Source organism: Arthrobacter sp. sptzw42, from assembly GCF_059089685.1.
The window spans coordinates 76,845-95,710 of sequence record NZ_JBNHEX010000001.1; the positions used below are offsets into that span (position 1 = coordinate 76,845).

At 60.0% G+C, this 18,866-nt stretch carries 15 protein-coding genes; 13 read left to right on the plus strand and 2 right to left on the minus strand.

Annotated elements, in window-relative coordinates; all coding sequences use genetic code 11:
* Window positions 1-134 precede the first annotated feature (134 nt).
* The gene (locus tag AC5RT4_RS00355; protein WP_494104512.1) at window positions 135-890 is read right to left on the minus strand and encodes a FadR/GntR family transcriptional regulator; all 756 of its coding nucleotides are present in this window, start codon (window positions 888-890) and stop codon (window positions 135-137) included.
* 95 nt (window positions 891-985) lie between these two features.
* Between AC5RT4_RS00355 and AC5RT4_RS00360 the strand changes: the two genes are divergently transcribed.
* From AC5RT4_RS00360 to AC5RT4_RS00405, 10 genes are all read left to right on the plus strand, one after another.
* Window positions 986-1,864 (plus strand): carbon-nitrogen hydrolase family protein, encoded by an 879-nt coding sequence (locus AC5RT4_RS00360; RefSeq protein WP_494104513.1) that lies wholly within the window; start codon window positions 986-988, stop codon window positions 1,862-1,864.
* Between the two features lie 9 nt (window positions 1,865-1,873).
* Window positions 1,874-3,223 (plus strand): APC family permease, encoded by a 1,350-nt coding sequence (locus tag AC5RT4_RS00365; RefSeq protein WP_494104514.1) that lies wholly within the window; start codon window positions 1,874-1,876, stop codon window positions 3,221-3,223.
* Window positions 3,224-3,264: 41 nt separating this feature from the next.
* Window positions 3,265-4,050 carry a carbon-nitrogen hydrolase family protein gene (locus AC5RT4_RS00370; protein ID WP_494104515.1) on the plus strand — a complete coding sequence of 262 codons (786 nt, stop codon included), beginning with the start codon at window positions 3,265-3,267 and terminating at the stop codon, window positions 4,048-4,050.
* A gap of 570 nt (window positions 4,051-4,620) precedes the next feature.
* Window positions 4,621-5,313, plus strand: a complete 693-nt coding sequence (locus AC5RT4_RS00375) for a methyltransferase (protein WP_494104516.1) — start codon at window positions 4,621-4,623, stop codon at window positions 5,311-5,313.
* A 256-nt stretch (window positions 5,314-5,569) separates the two neighbouring features.
* On the plus strand, window positions 5,570-6,145 hold the full coding sequence (locus AC5RT4_RS00380) for a nitrilase-related carbon-nitrogen hydrolase (protein ID WP_494104517.1): 576 nt from the start codon (window positions 5,570-5,572) through the stop codon (window positions 6,143-6,145).
* Between the two features lie 400 nt (window positions 6,146-6,545).
* Complete coding sequence (locus AC5RT4_RS00385; protein WP_494104518.1) at window positions 6,546-9,245, plus strand: Z1 domain-containing protein; 2,700 nt, start codon at window positions 6,546-6,548, stop codon at window positions 9,243-9,245.
* On the plus strand, window positions 9,242-10,234 hold the full coding sequence (locus AC5RT4_RS00390) for a PD-(D/E)XK motif protein (protein WP_494104519.1): 993 nt from the start codon (window positions 9,242-9,244) through the stop codon (window positions 10,232-10,234). The genes AC5RT4_RS00385 and AC5RT4_RS00390 overlap by 4 nt, the downstream gene beginning before the upstream one ends.
* Window positions 10,234-12,072, plus strand: a complete 1,839-nt coding sequence (locus AC5RT4_RS00395) for a hypothetical protein (protein ID WP_494104520.1) — start codon at window positions 10,234-10,236, stop codon at window positions 12,070-12,072. Before AC5RT4_RS00390 ends, AC5RT4_RS00395 begins: the two co-directional genes overlap by 1 nt.
* On the plus strand, window positions 12,059-12,943 hold the full coding sequence (locus AC5RT4_RS00400) for a hypothetical protein (RefSeq protein ID WP_494104521.1): 885 nt from the start codon (window positions 12,059-12,061) through the stop codon (window positions 12,941-12,943). The genes AC5RT4_RS00395 and AC5RT4_RS00400 overlap by 14 nt, the downstream gene beginning before the upstream one ends.
* Entirely contained in the window at window positions 12,940-13,791 is an 852-nt protein-coding gene (locus AC5RT4_RS00405) for a DUF6339 family protein (protein WP_494104522.1), read from the plus strand. The genes AC5RT4_RS00400 and AC5RT4_RS00405 overlap by 4 nt, the downstream gene beginning before the upstream one ends.
* A gap of 161 nt (window positions 13,792-13,952) precedes the next feature.
* On the opposite strand, the gene AC5RT4_RS00410 is transcribed toward AC5RT4_RS00405, so the two are convergent.
* On the minus strand, window positions 13,953-15,407 hold the full coding sequence (locus AC5RT4_RS00410) for a DNA cytosine methyltransferase (RefSeq protein WP_494104523.1): 1,455 nt from the start codon (window positions 15,405-15,407) through the stop codon (window positions 13,953-13,955).
* 60 nt (window positions 15,408-15,467) lie between these two features.
* On the opposite strand from AC5RT4_RS00410, the gene AC5RT4_RS00415 reads away from it, so the two are divergent.
* From AC5RT4_RS00415 to AC5RT4_RS00425, 3 genes are all read left to right on the plus strand, one after another.
* Window positions 15,468-16,196: a DEAD/DEAH box helicase gene (locus AC5RT4_RS00415; protein ID WP_494104524.1), complete on the plus strand. Its 729-nt coding sequence runs from the start codon at window positions 15,468-15,470 to the stop codon at window positions 16,194-16,196.
* A 465-nt stretch (window positions 16,197-16,661) separates the two neighbouring features.
* Window positions 16,662-17,414 (plus strand): helix-turn-helix domain-containing protein, encoded by a 753-nt coding sequence (locus AC5RT4_RS00420; RefSeq protein WP_494104525.1) that lies wholly within the window; start codon window positions 16,662-16,664, stop codon window positions 17,412-17,414.
* A gap of 153 nt (window positions 17,415-17,567) precedes the next feature.
* Entirely contained in the window at window positions 17,568-18,389 is an 822-nt protein-coding gene (locus tag AC5RT4_RS00425; RefSeq protein ID WP_494104526.1) for a hypothetical protein, read from the plus strand.
* Window positions 18,390-18,866: the final 477 nt, after the last annotated feature.

Consider the following 18,866-nt stretch of genomic DNA (forward strand, 5'->3'; position numbering starts at 1 on the left):
CGGATCTCCTCGTTCAGGCATCTTGCGTCCTACGAGCAGATTACGACAAGGTCAAGGGCCATGGTGCCGGACCTACAACGAAAAATCCGCAATTGGCACTTATGAACGCGTCTCCACCTGCTGTAAAGGAATCTTTACTGCGTGGCCTCTCCCTGCGCCAGCCCCATAAACATCGTCCGGTGCAGGATGTCCACGTGCTTCCGGGAGACCTCTACGGCCTCCTCAACGCGGCCGGCCCGCAGCGCTGCCACCAGCGCAATGTGGTCGTGGTTGGACTTGTGCAGCTTTTCGATGGGGTAGGGGATGAAGTAGTCGTAGAGCTCGGCGAGCGTCTCGTGATAAACCTCGACCGCAGTGCCCATCCCTGACGCCGTCCCCACCAGGTGGTGAAACCGCTCGTCAGCCTGATGGTAAACGGACCAGTCCGTCGCCTCGGCCATATGCCGGGTCAGCTGCTCCAGCTCATCCAGCTGTTCAGCAGTGGCGTTCACCGCCGCGTAATGCGTCATCGCGCATTCGAACAGCAAACGCCGGTCCACCAGCCGGTTCACCGCCTGGGACTCGGCTGGTGACGCCGAGAGTTCCGCCAAAACATCCGAAGGCGGGGAATCGGCCACAAATGTTCCGCCGGCCCGGCCCCGCCGGCGCACCACAACACCCTGCTCCGCCAAGCTGGCCAATGCGCGCCGGGCGGTGATCGGGCTGACCGAAAGACCCAGCGCCACATCCTCCTGATCCGGCAGCCGCTCACCCGGCTTCAGCAAGCCCAGCGAAATCGCCATCCCGATTCGCATCCGCACGGCGTCCATCGCACTGCGGCGCTCCATTGCGGGCATCCTGCCGGCACCAAGGCGGGCGGATTCGGCGGTGTCCTCCAGCTGACGGGTCATATCCGCTACCTTACGGCCCACGCCGCCCTCTTTCCTTTATTAGTTCATTCTGATCTAATATAACCCGGATCACACCCCAACGCGGAGACAAACCCATGCAACGCATCCTTCCCCTCATCGCTGCCCAGGCCCGGCCGCGGCTCATCGGCGAACCCGTCTCGGCGTTCGCGGACGAGGTCAAGAAAGCCCTCGAAGCCCAGCCGCATAGCAAGCTGGTGGTCTTCCCCGAGCTGCACCTGTTCGGGGATGAAAACCCGGACCTGCAGCGCACCGAAATGCTCCAAGCAAGTGCCGAGCCGCTGGACGGGCCCAGAGTCAAAGAGCTCAAGCAGCTGGCAAAGGACCTGAACATCTGGCTGGTCCCCGGCAGCGTCTGCGAACGCGGCCCGGAGGGACAGCTGTTCAACACCCAGCTGGTCCTGTCCCCGGAAGGGGAGCTGGCCGGCTACTACCGGAAGATCTTCCCCTGGCGCCCGTTCGAGCCCTACGACCCGGGCGACCGGTTTACCACCGTAGACTTGCCCGGCATCGGCAGGGTGGGCCTGAACATCTGCTACGACGCCTGGTACCCGGAGGTGTCCCGCCAGCTCGCCTGGATGGGCGCCGACGTGATCCTCAACGTCGTCAAAACCACCACCCCGGACCGCAAACAGGAACTGATCCTCGCCCAGGCCAACGCCATCGTCAACCAGGTCTTTATGGTCAGCGTCAACTGCGCCGGCCCCACCGGCCAGGGCAAGAGCATCATCGTGGACCCCGAGGGCAACACGCTCACAGAAGCAAAAGATGATCAGCCGCGCCTGCTCACCGCGGAACTGGACCTCGCCGCCGTCGACCGCGTCCGCACGCACGGCACGGAGAACCTCAACCGCCCCTGGTCGCAGTTCCGCGAGGGGGAGCCCGCCGTCGAACTTTCCGTCTACCAAGGCCGGATCAACCCGGCCACCTGGACACCGCCGTCCTACAAGCCGTAAGGAAACACCGTGACAACCACCCTCACCCGCACGCTGAAGCTGCCCTCGCTGGTCCTGTTCGGGCTGGCATACCTGACCCCGATCATCGTCCTGGGGATCTTCGGCATTATCGCCGAGACCACCGGCGGCGCCGCGCCTGCCGCATACCTCGTGGCGCTCGTGGCCATGCTGTTCACCGCGCACAGCTACGGCCGGATGGCCATCGCCCACCCCGTGGCCGGCTCCGCCTACACCTACGTCCGCCGCTCCATCGATCCCCGCGTCGGGTTCCTGGTGGGCTGGGCCGTCCTGCTGGACTACCTTTTCCTGCCCATGGTCATCTGGCTCATCGGCGGTTCCTACCTGAGCGCCCAGTTCCCCGGCATCCCCCTCGGCGTCTGGATCGTGGGCTTCATCCTCATCACCACGCTGCTGAACATCCTGGGCATCAAGGTGGCGGACAAGGCCAACTACGTGCTGATGGCGTTCCAGCTGCTGGTTCTGGTGTTCTTTGTGGCGCTGGCCATCGGCAGCGTGGTGTCCGCCAACGGTGCCGGGGGACTGGCCAGCGGCCAGCCGTTCTTCAACGACACCGCCAGCTTCGCCACCATTTCCGCCGGCGCGGCCATCGCCGCGTACTCGTTCCTGGGGTTCGACGCCGTCACCACCCTTACCGAGGAAACCATCAACCCGCGCCGGACCGTGCCCCGCGCCATCATGCTGGTAGCCCTGATCGGCGGCGGCATCTTCGTGGCGGTCTCCTACGTGACCCAGCTGGTCCACCCCGGCGGCGTGTTCGAGGACTCCGCCTCCGCGGCCAGCTCCATCGCCCTGCAGATCGGCGGGCAGCTGTTCGGCGCCGTGTTCCTGGCCGGCCTGGTGGTGGCGCAGTTCGCCTCCGGCCTCGCCGCGCAGGCCAGCGCCTCCCGCCTGCTGTACGCGATGGGCCGCGACTCCGTCCTGCCCAAGGCCGTCTTCGGCCGGCTCAGCGAGAAGTTCCACACTCCGGTGGCCAACCTGGTGGTCACCGGCATCGTGGGCCTGATCGCGATCTTCCTGGACGTCGCCACGTCGACGTCGTTCATCAACTTCGGTGCCTTCACCGCCTTCACGCTGGTGAACGCCTCGGTGGTGTTCCACTACGTGCGCCAGCGCCGGTCCGGACAGCAGCTGAACCCGGTGTCCTACGTGGTGGTCCCGGTGATCGGCGCCGTCATCTGCGCCTACCTGCTCTCCCGGCTGGACAGCAACGCCATTACGCTGGGGGTGTCCTGGCTGGTGCTGGGCGTGCTGGTCCTGGCCCTGATCACCCGCGGGTTCAAGGCCTCGCCGCCGGAGATGACGGCCACGGAGAAGGCGACGGTCGAGGCCGCCGCCTGAGTTTGTTTGTTAGTGCTGTGGCCGCCGGGCCGGGGGAAGGAATGGTTGTGAGGATTGCGCTGGGGCAGCTGGAGTCGGGCGCCGAAATCCACGCCAACCTGGCCGTGATCGACCGGTTCACCGCCGAGGCAGCGCGCGACGGCGCGGCGCTGGTCGCCTTCCCGGAGTACGCCACCTACGAGAAGAAGAAGGTGGACGCGACGTTCCCCGCGGTGGCCGAGCCGCTGGACGGGCCCGTCTGCCGGGAGCTCGCCGCCATCGCCCGTCGGCACCGCATAGCGCTAGTGGCCGGCGTGGTGGAAACCTCGGACGAGCCGGGCAGGGCCTACAACACGCTGGTGGCTTACGGGCCCGACGGCGGCCGGCTGGCTTCCTACCGGAAGATCCACCTTTTCGATGCGCAGGGCTTCGGTGAATCTACGTTCATCAAGCCCGGCCCGTCCACCGAGCCCGTGGTGTTCGATCACGGGGGAGTGCCGTTCGGGCTGATGACCTGCTACGACCTGCGGTTCCCGGAGCTGGCCAGGTCGCTGGCCGACGCCGGCGCGCAGGTCCTGCTGGTCTGCTCGTCATGGGTGCCGGGCGAGCACAAGACGGAGCAGTGGCTGGCGCTGAACACGGCGCGGGCGATTGAGAACAGCGTGTACGTGGCGGGGGTGTGCCAGGCGCCGCCGGTGTCCGTGGGACGGAGCGTCCTGGTGGATCCGATGGGCGTGGTTGAGGCGGACCTTGGATTGGAGACCGGTGTGCGGACGGTGGAGGTTTCGCTGGAGACCGTGGACAGGGTGCGGGAGTCCTTCCCCATGTTCCGGCAGCGGCGGCTGTAGCACCCCTGTATCCTGACAATGTAGGTTCAAGGGTTCCAGCCGCCATCGATCAAGAAGCTCGGTTCGCTGCCGGATGACGGTCTGGAATCATGGGCCGTAGCCTTGGACGTCGTGGAATCGCCGCCGCAACCGTCAGTCTCCGATCCGCCCCCGGACTCTTGGAATGGATCTTTATCAGTACCGACATGCCAGCTCCGGTGGGAATTCCGACATCGGACCCCAAGCCCTCGCGCACAGCTGCGGTGAATGAGCCCGCCCTTGTGACCTGGGCCGAGGCTGGTGCCAGCATGACCGCGCGATGGCGTTCGGCGAACGGCAGACCGGCGCCGAGGCGCGTCGAAGCGGTCTCCGACTCCCTCACGGCCGATGATGCCTACCGGATGGCCTCACAGGGGATCGCGATGCTCTGGCACGGTGACTTCCACAACGCACGGCAGATCCTCAACGCCCTGGACCGGAGGGTAGGCGCCGGAAAGAAAGCGACCGCAGGAACTCCGGCCGAGAAGTTCTATCGGCATCGCCAGTCTGCCTCGCATCGGGCACGCATTCTCGGCCTGCTGCTGATTCCTCTTGATCCGGGCCCGGTGGTGCCGCTGCGCCGCGCACCGGATATCCGGCGTCTACGTCGATGCCCTGCAGGGCCGCATCCACCCGCACTATGGCACGTTCTTCCCCACCCGCAGTGAGTATGTGGATCTCGTGGCCGCCGCTGCGCTGCCCTCTGACACACTGGCGTTCGACGTTGGAACCGGCACCGGGGTGCTCGCTGCCGTCCTCGCGCGCCGTGGCGTCCACCGCGTGGTAGCGACGGACAATGAACCGCGTGCGATCGCCTGCGCCGGTGAGAATTTCCGGAACCTCGGAGTCCAGGACCGTGCTGAGGCCGTCCTGACCGACATGTTCCCGCCCGGACGGGCACCGCTCGTCGTGTGCAACCCGCCCTGGATTCCGGCCACGCCGCATTCCACCCTGGACAGCGCTGTTTACGACCCCGGGAGCAGGATGCTGTTCCGCTTCCTGAACGAACTCCCCGACCATCTGGAGCCGGGCGGTGAGGGCTGGCTTGTCCTCTCCGACCTGGCCGAGCACCTCGGCCTGCGGTCGCGTGACGATCTGCTGACCGCCATCAAGGCGGCCGGGCTGAAGGTGCGGGAACGGCTCGACACCAAGCCAACCCACCCGAAGGCATCGGACCGCGACGATCCTCTGTTCGAGGCGCGCACGGCCGAGGTCACGTCCCTGTGGCGGCTTGTTCGCCGATAGTCACAGGCTTCCACCGTCGAGAATCACGACGCCGGCTCGCGGGTTGGGTGCCGACCGTCGCGCTGCCCAGGGCGCACCTGGGCGCGAGCATCCAGGGCTCTCCCGGCCGGACAGCAACGCCATTACGCTGGGTGTGTCGTGGCTGGTGCTGGGCGTGGTGGTCCTAGCCCTGATCACTCGCGGCTTCAAAGCGTCGCCGCCGGAAATGACGGCCACGGAGAAGGCGACGGTCGAGGCGGCCGCCTGAGCCTGCCGGTTGTGTAGTGGTGCGGGCCCGAGGGAAGGGAGAGCCGCGAGGATAGCGCTGGGGCAGCTGGAGTCGGGCGCCGACATCCGGGCCAACCTCGCCGCGATCGACGGCTTCGCCGCGGAGGCAGCGCGCGACGGGGCCGCGTTGGTCGCCTTCCCGGAGTACGCGACCTACGAGAAGAAGAAGGTGGACGCGACGTTCCCCGCGGTGGCCGAACCGATGGACGGGCCCGTCTGCCGGGAGTTGGCCGCCATTGCCCGCCGCCACCGCATTGCGCTGGTGGCGGGCGTGGTGGAGACTTCGGACGAGCCGGGCAGGGCGTACAACACGCTGGTGGCGTTCGGGCCCGACGGCGGCCGGCTGGCTTCCTACCGGAAGATCCACCTGGTCGACGCGCAGGGCTTCGGGGAGTCAACCTTCATCAAGCCCGGCCCGTCCACCGCCCCGGTGGTCTTCGAGTACGGGGGAGTGCGGTTCGGACTGATGACCTGCTACGACCTGCGGTTCCCCAGAGCTGGCCAGGTCTCTGGCCGACGCCGGCTCGCAGGTCCTGCTGGTCTGCTCGTCCTGGGTGCCAGGTGAGCACAAGACGGAGCAGTGGCTGGCCTTGAACGCGGCGCGGGCGATCGAGGATGCCCCACATGTAGTCACGCCCCGGTTACGACTATGGGCGCGGCGCCAGATTTGGCATCGAGCCGACCGGGTTTGCATTCCGACTCTTGTGATGATTTGGGGGTAGCTAGGTCGGGATATAGATTTGGCCGCCCGCCGCGAGCTTGACGGCCGTCTGTATCCCCTAGTGCTTGAGGCTTCGGTCCTCAATTGCCCTGAATATGTGGGCGTGCTTCGCAGTTTCGAGCTGGGCAAAGTCAGGTTGCACCTGCGACCAACATCTTGAGCAATGAATGTAAGTGCTCGAACCATTGTGACTCCGCTGACTACTGCAGCTAACATCTGACGAGAGTTAAAAATCACATACATAATGGGAGATTTTATGGGGGCCGAGGAGTACTCCGACAGCGATGTCGAAGCAATGGCGGACACACTTGCGACCTTGGTTGCAGGCGGCAAGACACTGCAGGGAGCTCAGGCAGCGTTGACGTACGTGCCGGCGGGACTTGTCCACGCAGCGCGAGTGTTCTACGAGAAGCGGCTGAATCTCATAAAGGAGATCCCAGATCCTGACTTCTTGGCCGACAAGCATCGCAAGGTTGGCTTCTGGTACTCCGGTCCCCGACAGGATGATGTTGTTTGGCCAACGCTGAAAGCCAGGCTGTTGCAGGAACTCCCTGCAACTGCGGTAGAAGGCGTGGACGCAGCGTCCTCCAAGGTTATCGGCCTAGGTAGTCCTCCAGGAAAAGAGACCATAAATACTCGGGGTCTCGTGCTTGGCTATGTTCAGAGCGGCAAGACGACGAACTTTATGTCCGTGGTGGCGAAAGCGGCAGACGTTGGGTACCGGCTCATTATCGTTCTCACCGGGACGACCGAAAACCTTCGAACGCAAACGCAGGACCGCATCAACGACTACTTAATCGATCCCTGCGTTTCAATCTGGAACCCGTTGACTACCGTCGATCTTGACTTCAGTGTCACGACTTCTGCGAATGCGATACTGAGCAATCCGTCCATGCGTTCAATTGCTGTCGTAAAAAAGAACCCCTCCAGGCTTCGTCGACTTCGCAATTGGATCAAAACTGCGTCAGCGACGACGCGTCAGAGTTGTCCCATTTTGATCATTGACGATGAGGCAGACCAAGCGTCCATAGATGTAGGTACGAAGCGTCAGTCGACCATCAATGGTCTGATCCGTGACCTCTTGGCTAACCCCAAGGCTGCTTACATCGCATATACGGCTACACCGTTCGCTAATCTTCTTATCGATCCAAGTGTGGAACAGGACCTGTACCCGCGGGATTTCATAATAGACCTCCCTCGCCCGGATAACTATTTCGGTGCGGAACGGATATTTGGTCAGCTTGAGGCTGAAAGCCTTGAAGATCCTGTGGATGATGGGCTAGATGTGGTCCGGTTGATCTCCGAGTTGGAGGTGGATGTCGTTCGTCCCCCACGGAACAAGACACTTTTCGAACAATGGTCCCCCGACGTTCCTGAGGCAATGGACGCCGCGATCCGCTGGTTCCTCCTGGCAACGGCGGCTCGCCGCCTACGCGCCGGTCAAGTGGCCCATTCTTCGATGCTTATCCATACTTCGATGTTGGCTGGCGCGCATGAGAAGACTGCAGAAGCAGTCGTGGATCATTTGGATGCGCTCAGGGCGGAGCTGGTTAATGAAGCTCCAACGGCTTTCGACGTATTCCGAGATCTTTGGGACTCCGAATCGGTTCGGGTGAAGGCGGATACATTTGGCAATGAGCCACTTACCTTTGACGACCTGATGCCCCACTTGATTGAGACAGCCCGTGCCGCAAAAGTCATCGTGGATAACTATAAATCGAATGACCGGTTGGAGTACGACAAAAAGCATCCGCAGACAGCAATCGTGATCGGTGGCAACACCCTGTCCCGGGGATTGACGCTTGAAGGTCTGACAGCGAGCTACTTTGTCCGTGCCTCGTCCGCATACGACACCTTGCTTCAAATGGGGCGCTGGTTTGGATACCGAATGGGCTACGAGGACTTGATCCGCATCTGGATGAGTTCCGAGCTGAAGAGCTGGTTTCTCATGTTGTCCATCGTTGAAGCTGAGATACGCGAGGAGATCAAGGTCTACGAGGCGGAGGGGAAGACCCCGGCCGAATTACCCGTCAAGATCCGCACCCATCCTCAAATGTCGGTGACGTCGGCCGCGAAAATGCGCTCTGCAGTCAAAGCCCAAGTCAGTTATTCCGGACGCCGTGTGCAGACGATTATGTTCAACGAAGAAGACAGCGACTGGTTGAAAGGCAACATCACGGCAACCAAAGACTTGTTTGGTCGTCTGATAAGCCAAGGCCATGACGAAAATGAACTCGAAGGGTCCCGCCGCGGGTTCCAAGACGTTTCGGCCGACGATATTCTCGACTTCCTCGATGCTTATGAGGTTCATGAGGCGGCCAAATCCATCGACAAGGACGCTATACGCCGGTACATCGAAAGGGAACGTTCCGAAGGCGATTTGAAACGTTGGGACGTTGTACTCATGGAGCCGCTGAGCGGGGCGGAAGAGCTGGATCTAGGGCTCGCAGGAAAAGTACGGCTCCTGCACCGCCAGAAGATGTACATTCCCAGCGACGACGGGACGGCCAATTTGAAGGCAATTGCCTCGACATCTGACCGCGTTGCAGATCTTGATGTCGGCCTAGACTTCATCCGGAAATCGCTGAACTTAGTTTCGACAGACAAGATCACGGACCGGCAGTTACTGCAGTTCCGCCAACTGCGGCAAAAGTCCGACCGAAAAGGCCTATTGTGCATCTATCCCATTGCCAAGGATTCTGATCCTGGTCTGAACAAATCCGCTCTAGAGCCCGCTGAGAACCGCCGGGTTCCGCTGTTCGCGGCGGCGGACGTGATTGGGCTCTGCTTTATGTTCCCCGACTCGCGCAATCCTCGATCAGTGGTAGATTACGTTGCCGCGAAGGTAGATGCCGAGTATCTTGAAGCCCTTGAAGAGGAGATGGAGGCTGCCGATGAGCTGGACGAAGAGAAGGCTGTCCAAGAAGAGCTGGTAAAGGCATGAGAGAATCATCGGCTTCAGTCTTTGATTTTTTGGCCAAGGATGTCTCTGCTGCCGGAAGCTTTCATTCACGGAAATCTGGCGTATCTGCGGCAGACGGCGAGGTTCTTTGTGCCGTAGACGCGGCCGGACAGCCCACAGTACTCGTCCCGATTCGCGCTTTAAAGGACGGTCCACTGAACTGGGCCAGTAAATCATTGTCACTGCAAACGACCGAACTGGCTGTGGATGGTTTGCAACGGCCTTTTGTGATTCTCCGTTGCATCGACCCAAAGCTCTACCACCAGTTCGGGCTATTGGCAGACGATGTTCTGGACGCAATTGCCCAGGCCCCACAAGGGGCATCAAAGGCAGTCTCGGCTACTTTGGACCGTTGGAGGAACCTCTTCGAGTCCGAGGGAGGGTCCCTCTTGGGGGCCGAGCAGTTGGCCGGCATTATGGCCGAGCTTTCAGTCCTTTATGAGCTTATCGAGTCCCATGGACCCCATGCCTTGTCAGCATGGCAAGGGCCAAACGGGAACCGGCACGACTTTGTGTTTTCCGACTGCGCCATGGAGGTCAAGGCCACGACCAATCACAACAACATGGTGGTCACGATCCACGGCGGACGTCAGTTGGCGGCGCCGGATCAGGGTGACCTGTACCTCAGAGCCTTCCAACTGGAGCGCACTCCCAACGGCATCTCCGTCCCCGATAAGGTCAAGGAAGTGATTGCCCTAGGTGTCTCCAGGCTTGACCTCCTGACAGTGCTCAGCGGAGCAAAATACTCGGATGCCGACTCAACTGCCTACGAGCGGTTGAAATTTTCAAAGCTGTCCGAGAACTCGTACCTCGTTGACGCCAACTTCCCGAAGATTACTGCCGACACCCTCCTCCCGGCAGGCACAATTGAGCGGCTTGGCAACATTACTTACTCCCTTGACTTAGGCCATATGGAGACAACCGAGCTCGATTTGTCAGGGGTCTCCTTGGTGAGCGGCGGCCAAGGCTGATGCTGTCGCTGTACAGACAGCAGTACGGTGCTGATGGTGGCCTCGATGCGCGCTCTGCTGACAACGCCATCGGGCGTACGTCACTTGGGCTTTGGGATCTCGTGCTCCGCGAGTCTCTGCAAAACAGTTGGGACGCCCGTGTAGACAGGGCCGGACACATTTCGTATTCAGTAGATGAGTACGAGATGAACGAGGACCAGACTCGGATATTGACGAACGACGTCTTCAGCCAGCTTCCCCCGAATTGCAGATCGACCGACCTGTATAAACACATATTTCACAAGCGCATTCGAGTCCTCGTCATAGCGGATGGAGACACTCGAGGTTTAGGCGGGCCAATTAGGGCGGATGTTTCAGGGAAATCCGGCGAGTCTCGAGACTTCGTTGATTTCGTTCGAAACCTTGGCCGGTCGACATCGAAGGGGTTGGAGGGCGGTACTTACGGGCTTGGCAAGGGTGTCCTTTACCGGGCGAGCCAAGTAGGCCTGTGTCTCGTGTACTCGCAGGCGGACTACAAGGGAGCGGTAGAACCGCGGCTGATTGGCGTGTCTGGTGGTGACGGCGACTACGACGACGGAGCTAACCGCTATACCGGACGGAACTGGTGGGGGGTGCCTAGCGCTGACGGGATTGTCGATCCTTTGGTAGGACAAGCTGCCCGGGACTTAGCAAAGAGCCTGGGCATGCGCATTCCGTCCAGTCAAAGTACCGGCACCAGCATCATGGTTATCGCGCCGGAATTTGCTGGCGTGAAGAACGGTCGTGAACGAGTTTCGGCTATTGCTGACGCCGCTTTGAAATGGGCCTGGCCGCATGCCCTCGATCTCGGCAAGGGACCAGATATTCGATTCAACTTCAGCGCGGACGGCGTCGATATCCCGGGACCTCAACCGTTGGACCATCCGGTCTTTCGTGAGTTTGCGTCGGCCTACATGGAAGGCCGTCAGAGAATATTAGACGCCGACCATACGAGCAATTGGCAAACCACGTTCACTCGCATCTCTAGCAGGCGGCCCAAACGGTACCTGGGTCTGCTGACGCATCGCATGAGCAACACGCCTGTTGCGACGGGCGCCGAGCTGGAGAACACCGTTGCACTCCTGCGTGACCCAAGAATGGTCGTCAAATACCTATCCGTCGCAGCTCCACCTAATGGAGTACCAGTCTTTGGCGTGTTCATTTCCTCACCAGAGATGAATGAAAAATTTGCAGAATCTGAACCCGTAACTCACGACGATTGGGTATACCGTCAAGCGGCGGTCGAAAAGAATGCACCGAATCCCGTAAGGATTGCGCTAGATAATATTCGGGACACCTTCAGAAGTCTCTCAGCTAAGGGTGCGGCGGCAGGAGACGGGGTCCACTCCAAAGGAGCATCTCGTGTAGCGGCTGCGCTTGGTGGCCTCTTGGCGGGGTTCTCTGGTACGGGTGCTGAGCTTCAGCCACCTGCGGGGCCCAGCGCCCCTGGGTCAAGGAGGTCAAGAAGAGCCGCAGTACGACTCCTTACCTCTGCTTCACTAGATCTTTTGGACGGTGAGGTGGTTGCTAAATATTCCTTCTCATTGACCGGCGGCACACCGGGAAGCTCTCTCTCTGTCCGCGTTGCTGCGCGCGTTGTGACCGAGTCCGGAGGGAACGAATCCGAGGGTCCACTTGGTGCCGAGCTTCCCCGCTTTGCCGGTTGGATTTCCCCCTCGGGGTCGTTGTTATCATCCGGCGAGGTCTTGACCGTACTTGCGCCTTATGACGACGAAATCACCGCGGTGTTCACCCAGCCTGTTGACACGGCCATCCGCGTCACTGCCTCGGTAGAGGAGCTCGAATTTGCAGGCCATTAGTTTCGGTTATCTCACGCTGCCGCTAGAGGAAGTATCGACTCTCAGCTGGGAAATTTCTGTGGGAGACACTCCCCTTTCCGAGGAAGATACAGCGGCCGAAGATTGGACATACTATGACGACATCTTGGTTAAATGCACATTCGAGTTGGATCTTCAGTCGACACTGCGCCGACTCCGGCTTCCAACCAGTGCAGGACTGGGCGCCGTTATTGTCGCCAGATCCACAGGAACGCCACTCATTATGAGATCCGATGTCCGCAGCGTTCGCAGCGGTCGGCAACAAATCTATTTGACCGTTCCGGGAAGTCAGATTTCCGGAGGCTTAACTCTTGATTTTCAGATGTCGCTCGTCGAGCCGGGTCGAACCGTGGAGAGTCCGTTTGCGCCCAGAAAGATCGGGAACACGGTCTTCCGGGTGGAACGGAAGATTTTGCTGGAGGGAATAGCCCCACGGTTGCCAATGCTACCGGTGAGCTTTGCCGACCATGGCATCGTAGGTTCGGAAAACTCTCTGTGGTGGCTCCGACTGTCTACCCATGACCTGACGGTCAGTGCCTCTTCAGCAATTTGGCTGTGGCTGAACATTGACAATCCGTTCATTGTGCGGATGTTGGAGGTCTCCTACTCTCCTGAATCGGAAATGTGGCTGCGTTTTCTGGAAATTGATTTCATGCGTCAACTCCTTCGTGAGGCCTTAAGCAACGACGAGTTGAGCCTCCAGGTCTCATATCCGGAGGAATCGCTGGGGAATGTTCTGAGCAGCCTAGTCACTTTGTTGGGAAATTCATTAGATCAGCTCCGGCAACGTTACCAGGAGGATCCGGGGCGTTTGGAAGCGGAACTGCAAGCCAAAGTTGGTGGAGCAAAGTGACCGTAGAGAAAGCCTTATTGTGCTACCCACGCATGGCACTGTACGACGCTTCCCTGTCATGGGAGTCGTTGCGCTCACAGAGTTTGTCCGAGATTGGTTCGTCCATTGACTTGACCCTCATTCAAGCGCCGTATTATCCGTTGGCGCGCCAGCGCGCCGGCGAAGAGGTGTTGACGAGTCTCAGAACAAAGATACTGGGCATTGCTGAAGGTTTTGGCTTTCCGTCGGCGGTAAGCAGCAAGGTATTGGTTGAATTCGACCGAAGCGTCGGGCCTGAAGTTCACGCTCAAATGGCAATAATGCCTGCTGACGCCTCTGCGATAGATGTTTGGAACTTCATCAACACGGCCGTTGTTCCTGACATCGTCCTCTGGCGCTATGGACGATTCAACGTACAGAACAAGAAGTGGAATATCTCAGAGGATCGTCTGTTTGACATGACCAGGACGACCATCGGACGGCTTTGGTGGCGAGTCCACCTTCTCGGACCCGAGTTGGCTGGACGGCTGGGTGAGGACGAGGTCGTCAACCTGTTGGAAAAGCCGCGAATAGGTGGCTATCCGCTTCTCTCTCGGGCAATGGGGGCACACCTATTAGCTTTTGCCTCAGAAGCGAACACGGGCCGGCGCATGGAACTTTTCCGAGATGCCACGAAACGTCTCCTCCGCAAAATGGCGGTGCAATCCGTGTTTGTTATGACGCCAGAGCAGATTGACGAATTTGTTACGTCGTTATTCCTAGAGTCAGCGACTGCCTTGGGCATCTCGCCACTTAACGTTTCCACGAAGGACCCAAAGAAGCCAGATTCTCGGGAGAGCAGATTTACTACGGATTGGCCGATTTTCTGATCAACCATGGTGCCCGCTGGGGAACGGTGTCGGAAGCCCCTACCGACCTGAGCATTCTCGACCTTATGACGGGCAGCAAGCCAAGGTTTCCCGACTGACCGTGAGTCCGCAAGACTGCTTGGTTTAGTCGCCTCCGCGAATGGGACGGGATTCCGGACGTTTTACTCCTCAAGAGACCCAAGCATGTCGGCTACGACGTCACCGATCTGCCTAGAAAGCAGAGGGGGTACGGCGTTCCCCACTTGGTGAAATTGCTGCGTCCTTGCCCCTTCGAAAAAGTAGTTGTCGGGGAAGGACTGGAGACGCGCGGCTTCGCGTACAGTGAAGCTGCGCGTCTGCTTCGGATCTGGATGTATGTAGTAGTGCCCGTCTTTGGAAATATGCGAAACCACCGTTGTGGCTGGAGCATCCCAGATCTGCACTCTAAAGCGGTCTGTAAAGGGAGTGCCCACCCTGCCGACATTGCTGTGCTCGGGATGGAGGGACGTCGGCAAGTCGGTGTATTTCGGACTCTTGCCCAGTCGCTCTGCCAGTTCTGCCATCACGCGGTAACGAGCCAGGTCTGAAACCATATGAGGACGGGGCTCATGCTGTGTCGGTGCGCTGAGTCTCTCTTCGTGGATCCAAGCCTCATATTCATCCACAGCGAAGGTGCCAGCTTTGACAGGTTCGGGCTTGGACTCGACCTCCGTCATTTGTATCTCGTCCAAGGCCTCCGCCTGTACAGACTGCCAGTCCAGATCGATCTTCGGCCTTCTCTTCGAAGTCTCCGCACGTACGCGGGGCATCGTCTGGATAGCTGCTCGGACCGTCACTGCGCCGTCAGCCTTATCGATAACCCGTCGAGGAATCTTGGCTGCGACGTCACTTCGAACTCCTAACAGAATCACGCGGTGCCGTTTCTGCGGCACACCGTATTCTTCGGAGCGAATGATGAAGTCAGACGGTTCCAAGTCCTGCGGTTCGGCGTCCACTACTAGTGAACGGATTTCGTAGCTCGCACCACCGGGGAGGCGTTCGAGGTCGCCCAAGATTGTTTGGAACATGCTGCTGTCGCCATTTTTTGACGAAAGAAGGCCCTTGACGTTCTCCATGACAAAAATTGTTGGCTTGAATTTGCCGAGGATATGGAGGTACTCACGGTAGAGGAAATGCTTGTGGTCTGACGCGAACGACTCATCCCCAGTCCTGCGGGACCGCCCGGCAAGCGAATACGCCTGGCACGGAGGCCCGCCGATGAGCGCCCAATGTCCTCGCTCACTCTCCGGCCCGAGCTGCCGCTCGATAAAGCTGTCCACCTCGGGGCGGTTGTTCTCTCCAAGCTCGACTTGGTAGACGTGAGCTTTCGCCGCTAGATACGCCTCTTTGAAGTCACCCGTGAGAACGGACGGCCACGTCTTTCTGCCTTGAATGTAATCGAAGTAGGGTTGCAGGTCGCCCCCGGATCGAACGAGCTCCCGGTATGTGGCTCGCAACCTCAGCGTCTGGCAGGCAAAGCTATCCATCTCAAACGACGCCAACGTCTTAAAGACGAAGTTGCCCTGATCATCTCTGACACTTGAGAATCCTTCGTTTAGGCCTCCGGGCCCGGCAAAGAGATCAATAACTGGAAACACATGCACCCCTTGATATCCGACACTCCAGGATACCAGGCTGAGCCGACAATCTACCTATCGTTGTCCCTGTCGGAGCTCGTGCCCTTCCACTACTTCGGTGTCTCCGATGACGTCGATCTCAGCCAGTTGGAATGGAAGCGCGGCAACTACGACACCACACAGCTGAGCGCCCTCTACACCGGAAACGACGCCCGGACAGCAAAGGTAATCCGCGAACTCCGGGACAAGGTCACCAGCACTGACCACATGCGGGCCATCGGCTTTTGCGTCTCCGTTCAGCACGCCCGCTACATGGCGGAGGTGTTCAACCGCGCCGGCATTGCCTCCATCGCCGTCGACGGCACTACTGACAATGCTGACCGTGAGGAAGCCCTCAGGCGCCTGGGTAAGCGGGAGATCAACTGCATCTTCGCCGTCGACCTTTTCAACGAAGGACTGGACCTTCGGCAGGTGGACACTATCCTGCTGCTTCGGCCCACGCAGAGTGCCACAATCTTCCTCCAGCAGCTGGGACGCGGGCTGCGCCGCGCCGGGGGCAAAGCGGTGCTGACGGTTCTGGACTTCATCGGCCAGCAGCGCCTTAAGTTCCGTTTTGATCTGCGCTACCGCAGTCTCGGCCGCAAACTCAGGCGTATCTCCGCTCTCGTGTGGAACCTCGGGCTGGCTCCTCTTTGGACGGAGCCAGCCCTGCGCGAGCCGTTTTCCCCCCGGGCAGCACCTTGGTGTCCCACAACCGTTTGCCCCCGGGCAGTACTTTGGTGTCCCACAACTTCGTCGCCTGTGGAATGATGACCCGCTCTATGAGCGGAGTCACGACTGTCTCGCCAATGATTATGGCGACGCCGCGAAGGAAATCTTCATGTTCCTTGCGGCGGCGCTCTTCGGCCGCTTCTGCACGCCGGCACGAGGCTTCGGATTCGCGGTTTCGCCGCTCGTCGAACTCAGGCTCGTTGGCCGACTCCGGAGGCCTCGGGTTGCAGTATTGAGCGATGAGGGCGCCATTCCGGTTCCGGGCGCCGCCCGAGCTCAGCGAGTCGGGGGAGATGGGGTTTCCGTCCTTGTCGTACTTCGGAACATCGACCAGCACTTCCTGGAACTCCGACTTGTCACTATTCATTATTCTCAACCTTTGATCTGCGGGGACGACGAAAACCGTCGGACGTATACATCATAGACATGACAGTAAAGAGGGTTCAAGTGTTTAGGAAGCTGACGGACGCATTTCTCTCAAGTGCGTCCTGATAGATTGTGGGTATGAGGCGAGGAACACCATCAGCACAAGTCTTTGGCAAGCTGCTCTCACTGGTGCGGTCGGTAGGGACCGGGAACTCCATGCGGCAGGTCGGGGAGAGCGTCGGTGCGCCAGCCGCGACCGTGTCCCAGATCGAGAAGGGCCAGCGCGCCCTCAAGGAACCGAAGATCGGGTCATGGGCAGCTGCCCTCGACGTGAGCGAAGCTGATCTCCACGAACTCTGGGTGCTGTGTCAAGGCCTGGTACCCGTAGGGCGCGATCGACTCGTCTTCTACAGCGACCGGCCAGATACGCTCGGCTCGGCACCACTAGATGCCGAGATCATCAAGACGTTGCGCGACCGGCCTGACCTTGAAGCTATCTACCGGCTCGCAGTGCGGATCGCCGTTGTTGCGAAGCGGCTTCTCCCGAACGCAAAGGCATCCGTACACGTGGAGCCGGACGAGTTCGACTTCGACCCTGATGTGGATGAGTCGGGCGCATTGGCAATTTCCCTCTCTAATCAAAAGAAGCTTGACGCAGCCTTCGCAGCCTTCGTCCCTCTCCCGATCATCGGGATATATTGGGCCGATGCGCGGGACGGGGTACGGATGCCTCTCCTGGAGAAGCCCAGCCCAATCGTGCGGCGTCGCGGCAAGTCCGTGAACACGGTGGAGTTGGAGGACCTCATCCGAGAACTGTCAGGACCCGAAAGGGAGCGGGTGCGCGGGTATGTTGAGGCAGTCCTCGAGCAGCGGGCTACCGCGGAGGGCTAAGTCCGACCAGACTGTGTGATCACCGCCGCTGGAAGACCGGCTAACAGGATCGAGTGATGCCGCCGGATACGCAATGTCCCGCGGGCAGGGTACGAGCTGGGCTGCTAACGTGAGGTCGCTCCATGTCGTCAGCGTGTTCGGAAGGTAAGTCTTATGGCAATTGATCTCGTTGACTGTTCCAACTGCGAGACGGACGAGCACGTCAAGCTCGTCGAGCGGCTGACGGGGACGCAGAAGAAGCTCAAGTGTTCAAGCTGCGGATACGAGTGGCTCCGTGGCGAGCCCGCTCGACCAAAGATTCAACTGCCGACCCTGGAAGAGATCAAGAAACGGTTCCCCAAGCCAGGGGACGTCAATCCAGCAAAGCTCACACGTGCCAACGAACTCAAGGCTGAGTTTCTCAGGCGCGAGCCCGAGCCTGTACCCAGCGTCGCCCCCTACTGGGCGAAATACCAACAAGTGTTCAGCGGTAACGGCCTGGCAAAAGCGGACCCACGGGATCTCAAGGACTTCGCTAACTCAAACATTGGCGCCAATCCAGGAAACATGTCCGTTTTCAATGAAGCATGGAATGAAATGGGGGCCGACGCCGGCGCGGCGCAGGTCCGCAAGGCAGTCGAGTATCTGCTTCGTGGCACATCGCCCGTCGACCTGGAGGACCGCCTCACTGCTCTGATTAATGACACCACCTCCTTCGGTATGAAGGGCTTTAAGGAGTCACTCCTCACGAAGGTTTTGTGCATCGTCTACCCAGACAGGTTCCTGACCATCCTCATGTACACCGGCGCGGCCGGAAAACGGGAGATCGCACGCTCTCTCTGGGGTCTCGAACTGCCCGATCCTGCGAGGGTCGACTGGACTATTGGACGTCTCATCCTCTGGAGCAACGATTTGCTGCTGGCACTTCTCGGAGAGGGCTTCCGGCACCAGCAGCACGCCGCCGAATTCCTGTGGTGGGCCAAGGACAAGGCCTAGACGGAACTGCTTTACCAGCGGGCTGCCCGCAACGCCCGTTGAGGATCATCTTGCGGGTGCCGCATCCTTCTCTTAATCCAACTGGGTGCGTCGACTCGGTGCATAAAGTGCCCGGAGTCGCTGATCCGTTTCGCCCTGACATTTCTGCTTGGTCATATCGCTGACCTGCTTCGCTTCGCCCTTGTCGGGGTGCCGCCAGCAATGCGTGTTTGCCCGTAGTGCTTAACTTTGGTGGGCAGGGGCAACCGCATCATGCACTTGCCCCTCAGCCCCCCGGCTAGGCACTTCGAACAGAATCAGCCGCCCCAGCGGTACACGCGGCCACAGACCCCGCAGCACCTCATCTACAACGCGCCGCCGCACACCGAACAGCAGCCCCCGGTCCAGTAAAGGCTAGGAAGCTCGTACCCTAGAGAGCCTTGTCAGCCTAGAAGAATACGCTGGTTGTATGAGCCGTTGGGTTTGTAAGGAATGTCG

Excerpts from the sequence above, each read along its gene's own strand:
- AC5RT4_RS00370 (WP_494104515.1), top strand. The coding sequence starts at position 3,265 with ATGGTTGTGAGGATTGCGCTGGGGCAGCTGGAGTCGGGCGCCGAAATC.
- AC5RT4_RS00390 (WP_494104519.1), top strand. The coding sequence starts at position 9,242 with ATGAGAGAATCATCGGCTTCAGTCTTTGATTTTTTGGCCAAGGATGTC.
- AC5RT4_RS00385 (WP_494104518.1), top strand. The coding sequence starts at position 6,546 with ATGGGAGATTTTATGGGGGCCGAGGAGTACTCCGACAGCGATGTCGAA.
- AC5RT4_RS00395 (WP_494104520.1), top strand. The coding sequence starts at position 10,234 with ATGCTGTCGCTGTACAGACAGCAGTACGGTGCTGATGGTGGCCTCGAT.
- AC5RT4_RS00420 (WP_494104525.1), top strand. The coding sequence starts at position 16,662 with ATGAGGCGAGGAACACCATCAGCACAAGTCTTTGGCAAGCTGCTCTCA.
- AC5RT4_RS00355 (WP_494104512.1), bottom strand. The coding sequence starts at position 890 with ATGACCCGTCAGCTGGAGGACACCGCCGAATCCGCCCGCCTTGGTGCC.
- AC5RT4_RS00360 (WP_494104513.1), top strand. The coding sequence starts at position 986 with ATGCAACGCATCCTTCCCCTCATCGCTGCCCAGGCCCGGCCGCGGCTC.
- AC5RT4_RS00425 (WP_494104526.1), top strand. The coding sequence starts at position 17,568 with ATGGCAATTGATCTCGTTGACTGTTCCAACTGCGAGACGGACGAGCAC.